Genomic DNA, 16785 nt, shown 5'->3' on the forward strand with positions numbered 1-16785 from the left:
GGGCTGGGCCCGGTGATCCCGTTCCGCCCCAGGCCGCGCCCCGGTTCGGGCGCTCACCCGGAGAAGCGTTTCACCGACCCTTCCGGACACGCTCCGCCTCCGCTCTCACGGGGGTGCGGCGGGCCGACCCCTGCTGGACGAAGAGCAGTAGCCCGGCGTTCTCCCTCCCCGCACCGCCCGTCCCCTGACGGAAGGCGACGACTGTGTCCCCCCACACCCGCCCCCCAGCCCCTCAGCTCCTCGACGGCACCAGCACGCGACGCGTCCACTGGCTCGAACTGCCCGCCGTCGGCACGAGCGTGGGCGCGGCACGCCGCTCGGTCGGCCAGAGACTCGACCTGTGGCGGATGTCGGACGATGTGCGCGCGGACGCCGTCCTCATCGTGTCCGAGCTGACGACCAACGCGATACGGCACACCTCCAGCGAGCGGATCCTCTGCTGCGCGGGCCTCACATCGGACGGCCTGGTCCACATCGAGGTGCACGACCACGACGTGGCGACCCGCAGCCTCCCGCCGCGCTGTGCGGGCCCCGACGACGAGAATGGACGCGGCCTGCTCCTCGTGCAGGAGATCGCCGACAAGTGGGGCGTCGAACGCTCCTTACTCACCGGAGGGAACGCGGTCTGGGCCGCGCTCGGCGCGGAGCCTTCGGCGTGACGCACGACGTGGTGGAGGGCCCGGACGCACCCGTGCCCCTCACGGTCCACCTGCCCATCGACCGCTCCCGGTGCACGCTGCTGATCGAGACCGCGCTCGGCTGGAGCGCTGACGAGGAGTCGGTGGACGGGGACTCGGTGGACGGGGACTCGGTGGACGGGGAGTCGGCGGAGGCGGAGTCGGTGGACGCGGAGGAGTGCGGGCGCGTCGCCCGCGAACTGACGTACCAGGCCCGCGCCCTCACCGACGAACTGCGGTGCCGCGCCCCGCACGTCGATCCCGACGACCCCGCCCTCGGGGCGCTGACGCGGACCCTGCTCGCGGAGGCGGACCGGCGCCTGTCCGTTCCGCACCCCGACCGGGCCGACCTCCTGCACACCCAGAACCGGGCCCGCCTCGTCCAGGCCCTCTACCGCGGCCTCGACCGCCTGGACGCCGCGCGCCGCACCCACCCGCACTGACCTTCAGCGGCCGACGGGATCCCGTTCGGCCCCGTCCTCCGGGGACACCAGCGCCAGATGCCCGCCGTCGTCGAGCGGCGTCGGCACCGACAGAGTTACCGCGACCGAGGCCGCGACCGCGTCGACCACATGGATCTCGCCGTGACCACCCCGTGTGACGGCGACCAGATCCCCGCCCGGTGACGCCGCAACCGCCCGCCGCTGCACCCCGTCCCAGGGTGTATTGCCCGCGCGCGGCGCCCCGTCCATCGCGGGCAGCGGTACGCGCGCCGTGACCACGGGGTCCTCGGGCGCCAGCAGGATCAGTTCGTCCCCGTCGGGATGCACGCGCGCGTATGCGACACGGCGCGCCGCGACCGCGAGCCGGAAGACCAGGCCAGGGCCCAGGGACAGCCGCCCGCCGCGGCCGGAGTCGAGCCCGTACCACCAGGCGTCGTTGGTCCACTCCGGCCAGCGCCCCGGATCGGCCGGCCCGCCGCGCACACACGACCACAGCGCCCGGCGTACGGGGTCGAGCCGCAGGTAGAACCCACGGCCCGGACCGCCCCACGACAGCGGCGCGTCGGCCACGAGGGACGTACCCTCGCGCCGCGCGCGGTGGACACCCGAGCCCGCCGCCGCGAACAGCCGCCCGGTGACCGGGTCGTAGGCGTCACCGTGCCCGTCGTCGTCGGGCAGCCGCACCTCGTGCACCGGCTCGACGCGCGGGCAGCCGGACGCGGTGGCCAGCAGGTCGGCGTGGCGGTACGCGGTGAGGGAACCCGGTTCGCGATGCCGCAGGACCACCAGGGCATCGGGTGCGTCGGCTACGTCGGATGTGTCGGCCACGTCGGGTGCGGTCCCCGCGATCGGGTCCCAACCCTCCGACTCTTCCGACCTCTCGCCACCTTCGGCACCTTCGGCACCCAGCACCGTCACCCCGGGCTCGCCCGTCCGCGTACGCACCCGTACCGACCGTGGTCCGCCCGCCACCCCGAGGTCGACGGCGGTGAGGACATCGCTCCACGGCTCCTCGTTGCGGCCGAGGCCGGTGGTGACGGCGAGCAGGCGTCCCGAGGGGTCGGCGGCCAGATGCTCTGCCGGTGTCGCGACCGGAACCGTCGTCCCGACCAGCGGCCGGCCCGCGTCGGGACCGTACGGGTCGAGGACGACGAGTTCCCCGGCGAGGTCGTCGACGAACGCGGTACGGCCCCGGGGCAGCGCCAGGAATCCGGCGTGCTCGGCGAGGTGCCGGCCCTCGATCCGACCGGTCTCGCTGCCGTCGGGCAGGTCCAACACCCGTATGACACCAGCGACTTGATCGGCGACGAGCAGGCGGGGCGAGCGGGGGTGTGCGGGCGGCATGGCGACTCCGGAGGGGTGGGTGAACGAACCGTCTAATGGAAATGATTATCATGAGGCTCGTTGTCTTGTCGTCGAGTCGAGGAGAGAGATTTCATGGCGCGCAGAACGCTGATGACGGTCCGGCGCTGGGCCGCCGCCGCGGTCCTGGGAACCCTGATGGCCGGGTGCGGAACCACATCGGAGAGCGAGGGGCAGGACAAGGCGGCCAAGGAGAAGACCGACATAAGGGTCGAGCCCATCGCGCAGGCCCGGAAGATCACCGACACCCAGGGCGTCACCGTCACGACCGACAGGGCTCCCCGCCGCGTCGTCTGTCTCGTCGCGCTCTGCGACGACATGCTGGCCGAACTCGGCATGACCCCGGTCGCCACCAACTCCCAACTCCTCGCGCACCCCGAGTTCCTGGGCAAGGAGAAGGCCGCCGAGATCCCCGTCGTCCCCGGAGGGTTCCTCAGCCCCGAGGCCGAGGCGATCCTGTCGTACCGGCCGGATCTGGTGATCGGCCTCAAGGACACGCACGGCAAACTCGCCCCCGCACTCAAGGGGGCCACCGTCTTCTGGCCCGTACAGCCGGGCCGCTGGCAGGACAGCGTCGGCTACCTCCGCGACCTCGCCGCGCTCACCGGTCGCACGGACCAGGGGGAGCGGGCCGAGCGGGACTTCCGGGAGAAGCTGGCAGGCGCGGAGCGCGTCAAGAGCGACAGGACCGCGCTGATCATCTTCGGGAGCGACGAGAACTTCGGCGTCGCGACCCCCGGCAACGACGTCGCCGCCGGACTGTTCCCGAAGATCGCCGACTACCCCTGGAAGAGCCGGGGCGTCGAGGGCACGTACAGCATGGAGGAGATCCTGGCCCGCGAGGTCGACGTCCTGTTCGTGGAGACCCTCTCCTTCGGCGGGCCGTCCGACGGGAAGCTCTCGGACCGGCTCGCCGAGAACCCGCTTTGGGCCCGGATTCCGGCCGTGCGGAACGGCGCCGTGCACGAGGTCGACTCCGAGGTCTGGGCGAAGGGACGCGGCACGCGCTCCCTCGGCATCGTCCTCGACGAGGCCACGGCCCGGCTGAAGTGAGCCGCCGACTCGCCCTGGCCTGCGGGCTCCTGGCGCTGACCGTCGTCGGCCTCGGCTTCGGCACCCCGTACGTCCCGCTCACGGACCTCGCGGGCGAGTTCGTGGTGACCGAACTGCGGCTGCCGCGGCTCGTCCTCGCGCTGGTCGCCGGTGCCTGTCTGGGCGCGGCGGGACTGGTGCTCCAGGAGGCCCTGCGCAATCCGCTCGCCGTACCCGAGATGCTGGGCGTCTCGTCGGGCGCCGCCCTCGGCGTCGCGGCGCCGCTCGTCCTCGCCGTCCCGGTGCCGCTCGCCGCGCAGCCGCTGCTCGCCGTCGGCGGCGCGGTCATCGGCGGTGTACTGACGCTGCTCGCCGCGGGGTTCGGCCGCAGCCCGTCCGCCGTGCTGCTCACCGGCGCGGCGGTCGCGGCGGCGCTCCAGGCGACACTCCTCGTCCTGATGGTGCTGGCCGACCAGCTCGACCTCCAGCTCATCTACCGCTATCTGCTGGGCAGTCTCTCCGCCCGGACCTGGGACGACGTGACCGGACTGTGGCCCTGGCTCGCCCTCGCCGTGCCCGCGCTCGTCCTCTGCGCGCCGGTCCTGTCCGTGCTGCGGCTCGGCGACGACGACGCACGGGCACTCGGGGTACGGGTCCGGCACGCGCGCCTCGCCGCACTCGGCATCGCTGTCCTGCTCATCGCGCCGGTCGTCGCCGTGTGCGGGCCGGTCGCGTGGGTGGGGTTCCTCGCCCCGCAACTCGCCCGCCGGCTGCGGCCCGACGGGGACGCCGTGCGCTGGCTCCCCTGGGCGGCCGTCTGGGGCGCCCTGGTCGTGGCCCTCGCCGATCTGCCCGCCCGGCTCGCGCTGCGGCCGATCGAGACACCGGTCGGCGCGTGGACCGCGCTCCTCGGCGTGCCGGCGGGTGTCGTCCTGCTGAAGACGGCGGGGAAGCGTCGCGGGACGCGGACGGTCGCGGCGAAGGAGTACGCGGGGGGTGCGGGCGGATGAGGCGGCGACCTGGATCCGGCCGTTTGAGGCTGCGACCTGGATCCGGCCGCGTGACGCGGCGACCTGGATCCGGGCGTGTGAGGCGGCGGCTGCTCCTGCTCGTGGTGCTCGTCGCCCTGGTGGGGTGCGCGGATCTCGTCGCGGGACGCGCGGTCGGACCGCTCGGCGTCGGTGAGGTGCTGGGCGGCGGCGGGGACTCCCTCGCCCGCCATGTGGTGCTCCAACTCCGCTTGCCCCGGACTCTGGTGGCGCTCGGCGCGGGCGCCTGCCTCGGCGTCGCCGGTGTCGTGCTCCAGGCCGCGCTGCGCAATCCACTGGCCGGTCCCGAGGTCACGGGCGTCACACCGGGCGCCGTGCTCGGAGCGGTCGCCGCCACCGGGCTCGGCCTCGCGGGCTGGGAGTCCCCGGCCGCGGTCGTCGCCGCCGCCCTACTCGGCGGATTCACGGGCGCGGGCCTCCTGTGGCTGCTCACCGGACGCGAGCGGGGCGACCCCGTACAGATGGCGGTGCACGGCGTGCTCGTCTCGGCCGTCCTGTCGGGGCTCACGGCCATGGTCCTGCTCGTCGCACCCGGTGAACTGGGCAGCGTGGTGCAGTGGTTGGTCGGTTCCACGGAGGGACGGGTGTGGGACCACTGGTCCCTGCTCTGGCCCTGGGCCGCCCTCTGGCTCCTGGCCTCATGGGTGCTCGCCGGTCCGCTGACCCTGCTGCGCTGCGGCGACGAACAGGCCGCGGCGGCCGGCCTGCACACCGGCAGGGCGCGGTCGGCCGCCCTGGTCTGCGCGGTCGCCCTGACGGCGGGCGCGGTGTCGGCCGTCGGCGCACTCGGATTCGTGGGGCTGCTGGTCCCGCATCTGGCGTTCGCCCTCCTCGGCGCCGACCTGCGCGCGGCCCTGCCGGGCGCCGCGCTGCTCGGCGCCTCCGTGGTCTGCGGCGCGGACGCCGTCGCGCAGTGGCTCTCACGCGCCGCGGCCGACCTGCTGGAGGCCGACCGGCTGAGCGTGCCGACCGGCGCGGTCACGGCCTGGGTGGGGGCGGCACTGCTGCTGGTCGTGGCGCGCCGTTCGGTGAAGGACGAGACATGACGTGCTGCTCGGCGAAGGAGGAGACATGATCCGTCTGGAAGGGCTGCGCTTCGGCTACCCGGAGCGCCCGGTGGTCGACGGCATCGACCTGACCGTGTCGGCGGGCGAACTCGTCGCTCTCGTCGGCATGAACGGGTGCGGCAAGAGCACCCTGCTCCGGCTCTGCGCCGGGCTGCTCCGCCCCGATGCGGGACGGGTGCTCCTGGACGGCGACGACCTCGCCGCACTGCCCCGCAGAGCGGCGGCCCGCCGCGTCGCCCTGCTCCACCAGTCCGCGCCCGCCGTATCGGGCATGACGGTACGTCAATTGGTGCGGCAGGGGCGGTACGCGGTCCGCGGCCCCCTCGGGATGCTGCGCGGCGGTGACGACGCCGCGTGCACCCGGGCCATGGCCGACGTCGGGGTCACCGCCTGGGCGGACCGGCCCGTCGACTCGCTCTCCGGGGGCGAACGGCAGCGCGTACGGCTGGCGATGGCCCTCGCCCAGGACACCGGGGCGCTGCTCCTCGACGAGCCCACCACCTACCTCGACCTCCGGCACCAGCTGGAGGTGATGCGCACGGTCACCCGGCTGCGGGAACAGCGCGGCCTGACGGTCGTGATGGTCCTTCACGACCTCGGCCACGCCGCCCGGTTCGCGGACCGGATCGTGGCGCTGCGCTCGGGGGCCGTGGCCGCCGACGGTGCCCCGAAGGACGTCGTCACACCCGAGCTGCTGGCCGAGGTGTTCGGCGTCGTCGGCCGGGTCGGCCGGGATCCGGAGGGTGGGTGGCCGGTGTGTTATCCGGATCACCCTGTCGGTGACCGTCAGCCCCTTGCGGAATGAAAATCATATTCATTAGTGTCTACCTGTGCCCACCGGACAACCGCCGGATGGGCTTTCCCTCAACGATGGGAGTTCAACTCATGGACCAGAACAAGGTGTTCACCCCGATCGCCGAGCAGGGCCAGCTCGCCCACCTGTCCGCCACCCACTCCAACGCGCTCGTCGAGAACCCCTTCGACGAGGTCGCCGCCGACGTCGACGCGGACAGCGCCAAGTAGGACACACACCGTCGGGCCCGCCCGGATCGCCTTTCCGGGCGGGCCCGACCCGCACCCCCGGTACCTGCCGTACCCCCTACGTGAGGAGCACTTGTGAGCGCCACGCGACTCGCCCCCGGTGTCACCCTGGTCACCGTCCCCGGCCGGGGACTGGCCGTCCGCACCCCCGACGGGGAGTTCTTCCGCGTCGACACCGGCGACGTGAGCGAGGCGGCGCTGCTCCGCCACCTGGACGGACACGTCGCCACGGGCGAGCCCGAATCCGAACTGGCGCGGCTGGAGGCGGCGTTCGAGGCGGCTGGTTACCTGGTGCCCGCCGACGCCGGGCTGGTGACAGACGCGGAGGTAGACGCAGACGCGCCGCTCGCCGGTCGGCGGGTGCTGCTGGTGGGGGACCCCGTCCTCGTGGAGCCTTTGGCGCGGAGTGCGCGGGGCGAGGGCGCCGACGTACGGCTGATCTCCGGCGACCGGATCGCGGCATCCGTGGCCGGAGCGGAGATGCCGACCGCCGACGCGGAGATACCGACCGCCGTCGTCTGGTGCCTCGACTCACCCGTACCGCCCGGGTGGTGGGACGAGGCCGACCGGCTGCCGCGTGACGGAATCGCCTGGCTGCGCTGTCACCGGGAGGGATTCCAGGCGTGGGTGGAGCCGCCTGCCGTGATCGGGGGTGACGTCACCTCCGAGGACGTCCGGCTGCGCAGGCTCGCCGCGACCGCCGCGCACCGGGAACTCGCCGCCTACTGGGCGGGGCCCCGCACCGAGGACACCGGCCCCGCTCACACCACCGCGTCCGCCGCGCTCACGGCGGCGCTGCTTCTCGGGGACCTCGTCGCCTGGGCGGCGGGGGAGCGGCACACCCGGCGACGGCTGCGGCGGATCGACCTGCGCGCGCTGACCGTGACGGAACATGTGGTGCTGCCGGTGCCTCGGGTGGGCTCGCTTGCTTCAGAGGTAACCCCCGAAAGCGTTCCGCGATGAGCGCCCTGGTCCACCACCTGCCCGTCCCCGGTGCCCGACTCGCCACCGACGTCCACCTCCCGGCGGGCGGAGCACCCGCCCCCGCCATCCTGATCCGCACCCCTTACGACCGCGCGAGCCACCGCGCCGAGGCGCGCGCCTGGGCGGCCCGGGGATTCGCGGCCGTCGTCCAGGACGTACGCGGACGGCACGGGTCGGACGGCGCCTGGCGCCCGTACCGGAGCGAGGCGGCGGACGGAGCCGCGGCGCTGCGGTGGGTACGGGCGCAGGGGTGGTGCGACGGGCGGGTCGTCGCCGCGGGATCGTCGTACGCCGCGTACTGCGCACTCGTCATGGTGGTCGGCGACGACACCACTCCGGCACCCGGCACGTCACCCGGCGAGTTTCCCGGCACCGCGCCGGACGCCGTCATCGCCGCGGTCCCCGCACTCGGCCCCGCCGAAGTCGCCCGCGAACCCTCCGGCGTGGAACGCCTCCACGCCCGCGCGGGCTGGTGGGCGGCCCACGGGGACCGGTCCGACTCCGACGCGACCGCGCTCGACAAGGCGCTCGCCGACGACCCCGGACTCTGGGAACACCTGCCGGTGACGGCGCTCCCGGACCGGCTCGGACGGCCGATGCCCTCCTGGCCCGGCATCTGGGACGGTTGCCGTCGCGACCGGATCACCCTGCGCGGTGCGACCGCCGGCGTACCGCTGCTCGCGGTCGGCGGCACCCGGGACCCCTTCGCTTCGGACACCCTGAACCTGTGGCGCCGCTGGGGCGGCCCGTCGCGGCTGCTCGTCGGCCCCTGGGGGCACGGCCTGACCGCCAGCCCGGCGCCCGAAGCGAGGCCGGGCCACCGGGTCAACCTCGGTGTGCTGTACGTGCGTTGGGCCCGCGCCGCGCTCGACGGGGCGCACGCCGATGGTGCGCGGGGAGCCGTCGCCCTGGGAGGCAGCGAGCACTGGTACCCGCTGGGAACCGTCCCCTCCACGGCCTCCCTCCGGCACTTCGCACCCCCTCACCGCCTCCGCCTCCTCCAGGGCGCCACCTTCCTCGCCGACCCCGAACACCCCGTACGCTCCGACCACTTGGACATCACCCCCAGCGGCACCGCCCACCCCCACCACGCCCCCCACCAAACCCCCGACCGCGCCCTGCTCGTCACCCCGCCGCTGCCCCGCCCCGTGGACCTCTTCGGAACCGCCGAAGCCCGCCTGTGCGCCGCCGCCGACACCTCGGTCGCCGACTGGTTCGTACGGCTCGTCGCCCTCGACCCGCACGGCCGGGCCGCACCGCTCGCCTTCGGAGCCGTACGCCGTAGCGACCCGGCGGGCACCCATGCCCGGTTCACCGTCCCGCTCGGCTTCCTCGCCCGCCGGCTCGACGCGGGCACCAGGCTGCGGGCCGAGATCGCCGGGCACCACTTCCCCGCGCACGCCCGCAATCCGCACACCGGCGAGAACCCGGTGACCGCGACCCGGCTGCGCCCGTCCCGCCGGACCCTGCGGGCCACGGACAGCGCACTGCTCCTGCCCACCGGGCTCGGGCGCCGCACCGACCCCGTGACCGACCTCGCCCAGGAGCTGTGCACATGACCTCGACGCCGCTCGCCGCAGACCTGCTCGTGGACCCGGTCTGCGGACTCATCCGGTCCGTCGCCCCCGTACCCCACCCCTCCGGCGCGCCACCCCGCTACACCGCCATGACCGCCGAAGTGTCCGACGCGCGGCGCTTCGGCGCCTGGCCCGCCGACCGGGTGTCCCTGGGGACCACCTTCGGTGACCCCGAGGGCGCCAGGATCGCCGCCATCGCCGAGGCCGCCGAACGCTACTGCGGAAACCGGCTGCCCCCACCCGGCCACCCCGACGCACCCCGCCGGGCCACCGCCGCCCAACTCGTCGCGGAGGGAAGGACGGTGTACGGGCCGGGCGACCTTCCGGCCTACGCCGACTGGCAGTACGCGCGCCCCGGCTTCGCCTACCGTCCCCTCACCCCCGAAACGCCCGCCCTGTGGGCCCGCGCCCAGGAGAACGGCGAAGACTGTTGGGCCCCCGTCGCGCTCACCCATCTCAACTGGCGCCAGGGCGAGTTGCGAACCCTCCCTCGCACCCACCACCTCAACTACGCGGGCATAGCCACCGGTCAGGGCTTCGCCGACGCGGTGGAGCGCGGGTTGCTCGAAGTGGTCGAGCGCGACGCCCTGGAGGTGTGGTGGCACCTCGGCGGGCCCACACGCGGTATCGACCCCGCGAGCGTGCCGGGACTCGCCCGCGATCTCGAAGGGTGCGGCCTGGAGATCAGCCTGGTCGAGATGGAGTCCGAGCTGGCGCCCTGCGTCGCCGCGCTCGCGTACGACCCGGCACGCGGCCTCCACGCCGCCGGATTCGCCTGCCGGTACGACCCGGCCGAAGCCGCCCGCAAGGCCGTACTCGAAGCCGTGCACACCTGGGTCTTCACCCAGGGCGCGGTCGAGGCCGACGGCTGGGTCTTCCGCGCGGTCGAGGCCGGCATGCTGGCGCGCGGCCTCTACCTCGACCACCGGGCCGACCGGCGGTATCTCGACGACTGCGGGCCCGAGTTCGGCGCGGTACGGGACCTCGGCGCCCATGTGCAGGTATGGCTCGACCCCCGGACGGCGCCACTGGCCCGCCGCTTCACCCACCCGGAACTGGGCGTCGTACCCATCGACGCCCTCTCGCCCACGAGCCGCCCGGAACTCGACGCACGGCTCGCGGCGGGGGGCCACCGGGTGATCACGCTCGACCTGACCACCGAAGACGTCGCCGAGACCTCGCTGCGCGTGGCACGGGTCCTCGTCTCCGGTCTCGTCCCCAACGCCCCCGCAGCCTTCGGCTACTTCGGCTGCCCACGCTTCGGCCAGGCCGCCGTCGCACGCGGATGGCGGTCATCGGCACCCGACGGGCCCGGCGACTTCACCCTCACGCCCGCACCGCACATGTGAGCGCGGGCCACCATGTCGACCTTCGTACGTGAGGCACTGGCGCGGGCCCGCTCGGCGGCGGAGGTCCCCGGCCCCGACCTCCCTCCCACGGACCCGCCTCGGCCGTCCGGCGAACCGGTGCCCGTCCCCGCCGCCCTGGACCGGACGCTCCGGCTGTCCCTCGCCGGCGGGCGGTTGCGGCCCGTGCCGTCGGCGGGTGCTCTGCATCCGGTCGACACCTGGCTGCTGGTGGGGGTCGGCGGGGGAGTACGGCCCGGCCGGTACGCGTACGACCCCGAGCGCCATCGCCTCCACCGGGTGGGACCGGCACCCGATCCGGCGCCGCCCGGTGTGTTCGCGGTGCTCGCCGCGCGCCCCGAGCGGACCGTGGCCCACTACCGGCACCGGGCATGGCCGCTCGTGCTCCTCGACGTGGGGCACGCCGTGGCCGCACTCGCCGTGACCGGGGGACACCCCGCGTGTCTGTCGTCGGCTGTCGCAAGGAGCGGAGGGGTGCCCGCCCCACCCGGTTGCGGCATCCCGCTCGCCGTCGTACAGCTCACCTCCCGGGCGGAGTGGGAACCCTGGTGCACGACCGGGGCGCCGGAGCCGAACACCCCCGCTGACGCGCCTCCCGACGTGGTCGAGGCGTATCGGGTGCTCGGTGAGATCTCCGGCGCGGGAGCCACCGGCCGCCGATGGTTCACGCCGCGTGCCGGAGCCGTGCCCGAACCCCTGCTGCTCGGGCGGCGAAGCGCCGACCCGTCCGTGCTCGCGTCCTCCCGACGGCCGGCGACCGATGTGCTGGCGCGGGTGCTCGCGGTGGCCGAGTCCGCGGTGGTCCAGTCCGCCGTAGCCGAGTCCGCGGTGCCGGACGACGGGCCGCGCTGGTGTCTCGCCATGGGCGCGCCCGAACCGGGGCTGCTGGAGGTGAACGGCGGTGAGCTGACCGTACGCGCCACCGGCGATGTCCTGCCCACCCTCGCCGTGTGGGCCGCGCGCCAGGGCTGGATCGCGGGAGCCGGAGCCGTCCTGCTCGCCCACGGCTGCCCGTCGGACGCGAGCCCCGCCCGCGTCGGACGCCACCACCTGCTCGCCGGATACGGCGTGGGCCACGCCCAACTCGCCGCGTCCGCCCTCGGCCTCGCATCCCGGCCCATCGGCTCCTGGCAGGGCGCCGACCTCGGCGCCGCGCTCGGCGGACCCCCGGGCCGCGACTGGATCGTGCACGCACTCGCACTCGGCACGCCGAAGCCACAGACCCCCGGTACGCCCGTCCCACAAGGAGAACCCCCCTCATGATGCTCCACCCCGAGCTGCTGCGCGCCGCCCGGACCGCCCGGCGCCCCCTGCTCGGGGCGACCGCCCTGCTCGCCGCCGTCGCCGCGACCCATCTCGCGCAGGCCGTCCTCCTCGCCGTGGCCCTCGCCCGGATCGCGTCCGGCGACACGGCGGGGCTGCCCACCCTGCTGGCCGCAGTCGTCGCGGCCGTCCTGGTCCGGGCCCTGCTCGGGCGGTGGCAGCGGCGCCTCGCGGTGGGGGCGGGATCGGCGGTCCGGGTCGCGTTGCGCGACGAACTGCTGATCCGGCTCGGCCGGAGCGGACCCGCCCGGCGGGCGGACACCCGGGCCGGAGCCGTGCGCGCCACGCTGGTGGACGGCGTCGAGGGCGTGGACGCCTATGTGTCGCGCTATCTGCCCCAGTTCCTGATCACCTGCACCGTGCCCGTGGTGCCGCTGGTCGCCGTCGGGTGGATCGAGCCGTGGGCGCTCGCCGCCCTCGTCCCCGCCCTTGTCGTCGCCCTCTGCGCACCCCGCTGGTGGGACCGGCTGCTCGAACGGCGCGGGCAGCAGCACTGGGGCGCGTACGAGGCGCTGTCGGCCGACTATCTGGAGGCGCTTCAGGGCATGCCCGCGCTCCGGTCCGCCGGGGCCGTCGGCCGGACCCGCGCCCGGCTCGCGGAGCGGTCGGGCGCACTGCACCGGGCGACCGTCGCGAAGCTGCGGGTGTCGCTCGTGGACACCGGGATCACCGATCTCGCCGTCCAGGGCGGCACGGTGGCGGCCGTCCTCGTCGCGTGCGCGTCCGCCGCGTCGGGAGCCACCACCGCGACCGGCACCTACCTCGTCCTGATGCTGGCGTCCGAGTGCTTCCGGCCCGTACGTGACCTCTCACGCGAGTGGCACTCCGGCTATCTGGGCGTCTCGGCCGCCGACGGCATCGCGGAGCTGCGGACCGCCGAGGACGGAGTCAGCGACGAGGGAGAGGTGACCGCGGACTGGCGGGGCGCGCCCGAAGTGCGGTTCCAGGACGTCGACTTCAGCTATCCGGATGCCGGAAGAGCCGCGCTCGACAAGGTCACCTTCACCGCCCCGGCCGGGCGGATCACGGCCGTCGTCGGACCGTCGGGCGCGGGCAAGTCGACCCTGCTCCGCCTGCTCCTGCGCTACGCCGACCCCGACGCGGGACGCGTCCTCCTGGACGGCGTCGACACCACCGCGTACACCCTCGCATCACTCCGCGGAGGGATCGCCGCGGTCTCCCAGGAGACGTACCTCTTCCACGCGTCCGTCGCCGACAATCTGCGGCTCGCCCGCCCGGACGCCAGCGACGACGCGCTGTGCGCGGCGACCCGTGCCGCCGGAATCCACGACGAGATCCTGCGGCTGCCCGACGGCTACGCGACCGTGATCGGGGAGCGCGGCTCCACCCTCTCCGGTGGCCAGCGTCAACGCCTCGCCCTGGCAAGGGCGTTGCTCGCCGACACACCCGTACTGATCCTCGACGAGGCGACCAACGCGGTCGACGAGCGCCGGGAGGCCGGGATCGTACGGGAGCTGCTGCGGGCGGCCCACGGCAGGACCTGTCTGGTCGTCGCCCACCGGTTGGCGTCCGTACGGCACGCGGACCGGATCGTCGTCCTGGACGGCGGCCGGGTCGAGGCCGTAGGAGACCACGCCGGGCTGCTGGCCGGCGGCGGCGTGTACGCGCGACTGGTGAAGGCGGGACAGGCGGCATGAACACGACGACGTACACCGGCGCGACGACGGCCCGGAAGGCTGGTGCGGGATCGCCCGAGCGAGGCGCGCTGCGCGCCCTCTTGCCGGTCCTCGGTGCGCACAAGGCCATGACCCTGCGGACCTTCGTCGCCGCACTCGCCGGACACACCGCGCTGGTCGCTCTCGTGACGCTGGCCGCGTACGCCGTCGGCGACTCCGTACGCCACCGGACACCCCCGGACCCCGGCACGCTCACCGCACTCGTCGCCCTCGTGCTCCTCCGCGCTGTCGCCACCTGGTGGGAGATGGACCTCTCGCACGACCTCGCCTACCGGGTACTCGCCGAGCTGCGCGTCCGCGTCTTCGACGGCCTGGCACGCTCGGCGCCGGCCCGGGTCGCGGGGCGGCGCAGCGGCGACCTCGCTTCGACGGCGCTCGGCGATGTGGAGGCCCTGGAGTTCTTCTACGCCCATGCCGTCGCCCAACTCCTCGCATCCGGCGCGGTGTTCGGCGGCGGAGCGGTCGTTCTCGCGGCGGTCGAACCGTGGCTGCTCGTCGCCGTACTCCCCGTGGCTGTGCTCCTGGTTGTCGCGCCGCTGCTCGACGGGCGGGGGCGGGCGGCGCGCGGGGCCCGGACGCGGCAGGCCGCGGCGGACCTGTCGGCGCAGGCGGTCGAGAGCGTGGACGGGCTGCCCGAACTGCTCGCGTTCGGCGGCCTGGAGGAGCGGCGGGAGCGACTGCGCGCCGACGGTCGCGCGCTCGGCGACGCCCAGCGTGCCGAGCAGTCCTGGGAGGCCGACACCACCGCCGCCCGCGACCTCCTCGTGGTCGCGGCCGTCGTCGCAGTAGTGGCCGTGGCCGCGCACACCGTGCACGGAGCCTGGGCCCCCGCGACGATGGCCCTCGCCCTGGGCGTCCTCGCCCCGGTCGCCGAATCGGCTGCCGCACTGGGACAGGCGGGCGGCCTGCGCGCGGCGGCGTCCCGGGTCGGCGCGGCGGTACGGGCCCCGGCAGGCGCCCCCGAGCCCACCACGCCCCGGCCCGTACCGGAAGGGCCCCTCGGGGTACGGCTGCGCGGGGTGCGGTTCGACTACGGCGGGGCACCCGTGCTCAACGGGATCGACCTCTGGGTACGCCCCGGCGAGACCGTCGCCCTGGTGGGAGCGTCGGGCGCGGGCAAGTCCACCTGCGCGCATCTGCTCGCCCGCTTCTGGGACCCGCGCGCCGGACACGTCGAACTCGTCGCGGAGCACGGCGGGACGGTGGACCTGCGGGATCTCCCGGAGCCCGTGCTGCGGCGCACCGTCGCCGTGGTCGGCCAGGAGGCACCCCTCTTCCACGGCACCCTCGCGGACAACCTCCGGCTCGCGGCCCCCGACGCCACCGACGCCGAACTGCTCGCGGTGGCGAAGGCGACCGGGGTCGACCGCATCGCGGACGGGCTGCCCGACGGATACGCGCAGGTGGTCGGCGAGCGGGGCGCCACCCTCTCCGGCGGCCAGCGCGCCCGTGTCGCCCTGGCCAGGGCCCTGCTGACCGACCCGCGCGTCCTGGTCCTCGACGAGACGACCGGCCACCTGGACGGCGTCGGCGACGCGGAGATCCTCGCCGCGCTGCCCGACTGCACGACCGTACTGATCGCCCACCGCGCGGCCACCGTCCGGCGGGCGGACCGGATCGCGGTGCTGGAGTCGGGCCGGGTCGCCGAGGAGGGTACGTGGGCCGAACTCGCCGCCCGGGAAGGGGCGTTCAGGAGGGTGCTGACGGGGGAGTGAGCGTCTCCCTACGTCACCTCGTGCCGACGGTCCAGGTCAGCGAGCTGGTTGCCGCCTTGCGCGCCGCGGGGTCGCGCAGGGCGGACGTGGTGTCCACCGCCTCCGCCGTCACCGTCCGGGAACGGCCCAGGAGCGGCAGGACGCCCAGCTGGAGCGGCGTCACCGACCGCTGCCCGCGCGCCGATCGCACCTCACGCCCGTCCACGTACCAGCGCAGCCGCACCTCCGCCAGGCCCTCGCCCTCGAAGGAGGCGAGCCGGACGCGGAGGGGTGTGTACCAGCGCACGGGGGCGACGGTGGACACCTCGCTGCTCAGGGCGCCGGCGTAGCGGTAGAACCCGGCGATCATGCTCTCCGTGCCCACCAGATTGAACGTGTCGCTGGCGAGGGTGCGCATGATCGAGGTGTCCGTGGGCCGGTACAGACCCAAGGGGTAGTACCCGCTGCCTTCGTACGTGCCGACGGTGCCGCCGGCCGGGTCCTGCTCACCCATCCAGCGCCACCACTTCACCTGGTGCTGCCGCTGGTAGGCCGCGTCACGGATCGAGGTGTTGGCCTCGGTGGCCTCGGGACCGGTGTAGCGACCGTAGGAGTCGTACGTGTACTCGTCGGCGAGGTGGCCGATGGAGTGGCCGAGTTCATGGGCGCCGATCAGGGTGGACTGCGGGTTGTCGGCGGACATGGTGGCGATGCCGTCGTACCCGACCGTGTTGGGGACGTCGCTGTATCCGGCGCCGCCGTACTTCGTGGTGTTGGCGAGCACGAAGACGATGTCGGCGGCCGGTGCCTGGGCGGCGTAGGTGCTGACCTTGTCGGTGTCGACACACAGCAGGCGCTCGGTGTCGGCGCACCAGAAGTAGGAGGACAGCGCGGTGTCCCGCACCGTGTTCCGTGTGGGATCGCCGGAGACGCCCGACTCGCGGGAGACCACGTCCACGGTCCAGATGTTGAACAGCCCCCGGTAGCTCTTGTAGGGCTCGATCTGGAACACGGACTCGATCTTGGCCTTGGCGTCCGCCTGGAAGTCGCCCTGCTGGGCCGCGGTGTAGCCGTCGCCCATCACCACCAGGTCGAGACGGTCGGCGGTGGGTCCGGAGTCCTGGAGCGCGGTCACCGAGGTGAGTTCCGGGCTCAGCGGTGCGGACCTGCCGGACTTCCCGAGCCGTTCGGGCGCGGTCGCCGGGACCTCGGTGTAGCGTCCTTCGGAGTGCGGGCCGGGGAAGTACTCGACGGACAGCGATCGGGTGTCGGGTGCCGGTCCGGTTCCCGCCGCGCCGGCCGGAGTGCTGAGGGCGGTGGCGCCGACGCACAGCAGGGCGCAGATGACGCCTGCGGCGCGGGGACGTATTCGCACGGATTCCTCCTGGGGGTGAGGTGGTTCCTGGGGGTGCGTTACTGGGGGTGTGTTACTGGGGTGAGGCGGGTGGTGCGGAGTGTCTGCGGGTTTGTCC

At 74.4% G+C, this 16785-nt stretch carries 14 protein-coding genes and 1 pseudogene; 13 read left to right on the forward strand and 2 right to left on the reverse strand.

The genetic code is table 11. The features are described 5' to 3' along the window. Nucleotides 1-203 precede the first annotated feature (203 nt). A complete protein-coding gene (locus ACIQNU_RS16760; protein ID WP_401366548.1) occupies nucleotides 204-659 on the forward strand; it encodes an ATP-binding protein in 456 nt (151 codons plus the stop codon). Then, a complete protein-coding gene (locus ACIQNU_RS16765; RefSeq protein ID WP_401366550.1) occupies nucleotides 656-1120 on the forward strand; it encodes a hypothetical protein in 465 nt (154 codons plus the stop codon). The genes ACIQNU_RS16760 and ACIQNU_RS16765 overlap by 4 nt, the downstream gene beginning before the upstream one ends. A 3-nt stretch (nucleotides 1121-1123) precedes the next feature. Here ACIQNU_RS16765 and ACIQNU_RS16770 read toward each other — a convergent pair whose 3' ends face one another. Beyond that, the gene (locus ACIQNU_RS16770) at nucleotides 1124-2464 is read right to left on the reverse strand and encodes a hypothetical protein (RefSeq protein ID WP_401366551.1); all 1341 of its coding nucleotides are present in this window, start codon (nucleotides 2462-2464) and stop codon (nucleotides 1124-1126) included. 93 nt (nucleotides 2465-2557) lie between these two features. On the opposite strand from ACIQNU_RS16770, the gene ACIQNU_RS16775 reads away from it, so the two are divergent. From ACIQNU_RS16775 to ACIQNU_RS16825, 11 genes and pseudogenes are all read left to right on the forward strand, one after another. Beyond that, nucleotides 2558-3535: an ABC transporter substrate-binding protein gene (locus ACIQNU_RS16775; protein WP_401366553.1), complete on the forward strand. Its 978-nt coding sequence runs from the start codon at nucleotides 2558-2560 to the stop codon at nucleotides 3533-3535. After that, nucleotides 3532-4524, forward strand: coding sequence for a FecCD family ABC transporter permease (locus ACIQNU_RS16780; RefSeq protein WP_401366555.1), 993 nt, complete (start codon nucleotides 3532-3534; stop codon nucleotides 4522-4524). Before ACIQNU_RS16775 ends, ACIQNU_RS16780 begins: the two co-directional genes overlap by 4 nt. After that, complete coding sequence (locus tag ACIQNU_RS16785; RefSeq protein ID WP_401366557.1) at nucleotides 4521-5609, forward strand: FecCD family ABC transporter permease; 1089 nt, start codon at nucleotides 4521-4523, stop codon at nucleotides 5607-5609. Before ACIQNU_RS16780 ends, ACIQNU_RS16785 begins: the two co-directional genes overlap by 4 nt. 25 nt (nucleotides 5610-5634) lie before the next feature. Beyond that, nucleotides 5635-6451: pseudogene (locus ACIQNU_RS16790) on the forward strand (ABC transporter ATP-binding protein). 64 nt (nucleotides 6452-6515) lie between these two features. Beyond that, on the forward strand, nucleotides 6516-6653 hold the full coding sequence (gene amiA / locus ACIQNU_RS16795; protein WP_401366559.1) for a streptamidine family RiPP: 138 nt from the start codon (nucleotides 6516-6518) through the stop codon (nucleotides 6651-6653). 93 nt (nucleotides 6654-6746) lie between these two features. Further along, the gene (locus tag ACIQNU_RS16800; protein WP_401366561.1) at nucleotides 6747-7634 is read left to right on the forward strand and encodes a hypothetical protein; all 888 of its coding nucleotides are present in this window, start codon (nucleotides 6747-6749) and stop codon (nucleotides 7632-7634) included. Then, a complete protein-coding gene (locus ACIQNU_RS16805; RefSeq protein ID WP_401366563.1) occupies nucleotides 7631-9214 on the forward strand; it encodes a CocE/NonD family hydrolase in 1584 nt (527 codons plus the stop codon). Before ACIQNU_RS16800 ends, ACIQNU_RS16805 begins: the two co-directional genes overlap by 4 nt. Then, a complete protein-coding gene (locus ACIQNU_RS16810; RefSeq protein WP_401366565.1) occupies nucleotides 9211-10581 on the forward strand; it encodes a YcaO-like family protein in 1371 nt (456 codons plus the stop codon). The genes ACIQNU_RS16805 and ACIQNU_RS16810 overlap by 4 nt, the downstream gene beginning before the upstream one ends. A 12-nt stretch (nucleotides 10582-10593) precedes the next feature. After that, on the forward strand, nucleotides 10594-11862 hold the full coding sequence (locus tag ACIQNU_RS16815) for a hypothetical protein (protein ID WP_401366567.1): 1269 nt from the start codon (nucleotides 10594-10596) through the stop codon (nucleotides 11860-11862). Then, on the forward strand, nucleotides 11859-13580 hold the full coding sequence (locus ACIQNU_RS16820; protein WP_401366569.1) for an ABC transporter ATP-binding protein/permease: 1722 nt from the start codon (nucleotides 11859-11861) through the stop codon (nucleotides 13578-13580). The genes ACIQNU_RS16815 and ACIQNU_RS16820 overlap by 4 nt, the downstream gene beginning before the upstream one ends. Continuing rightward, a complete protein-coding gene (locus ACIQNU_RS16825; RefSeq protein WP_401366571.1) occupies nucleotides 13577-15334 on the forward strand; it encodes an ABC transporter ATP-binding protein in 1758 nt (585 codons plus the stop codon). The genes ACIQNU_RS16820 and ACIQNU_RS16825 overlap by 4 nt, the downstream gene beginning before the upstream one ends. A 13-nt stretch (nucleotides 15335-15347) precedes the next feature. Here the strand turns inward: ACIQNU_RS16825 and ACIQNU_RS16830 are convergent, their stop codons facing one another. Then, nucleotides 15348-16688 (reverse strand): M64 family metallopeptidase, encoded by a 1341-nt coding sequence (locus tag ACIQNU_RS16830; protein ID WP_401366573.1) that lies wholly within the window; start codon nucleotides 16686-16688, stop codon nucleotides 15348-15350. Nucleotides 16689-16785: the final 97 nt, after the last annotated feature.

Source organism: Streptomyces sp. NPDC091292, from assembly GCF_044757265.1.
In the GTDB taxonomy this organism is placed as follows: domain Bacteria; phylum Actinomycetota; class Actinomycetes; order Streptomycetales; family Streptomycetaceae; genus Streptomyces.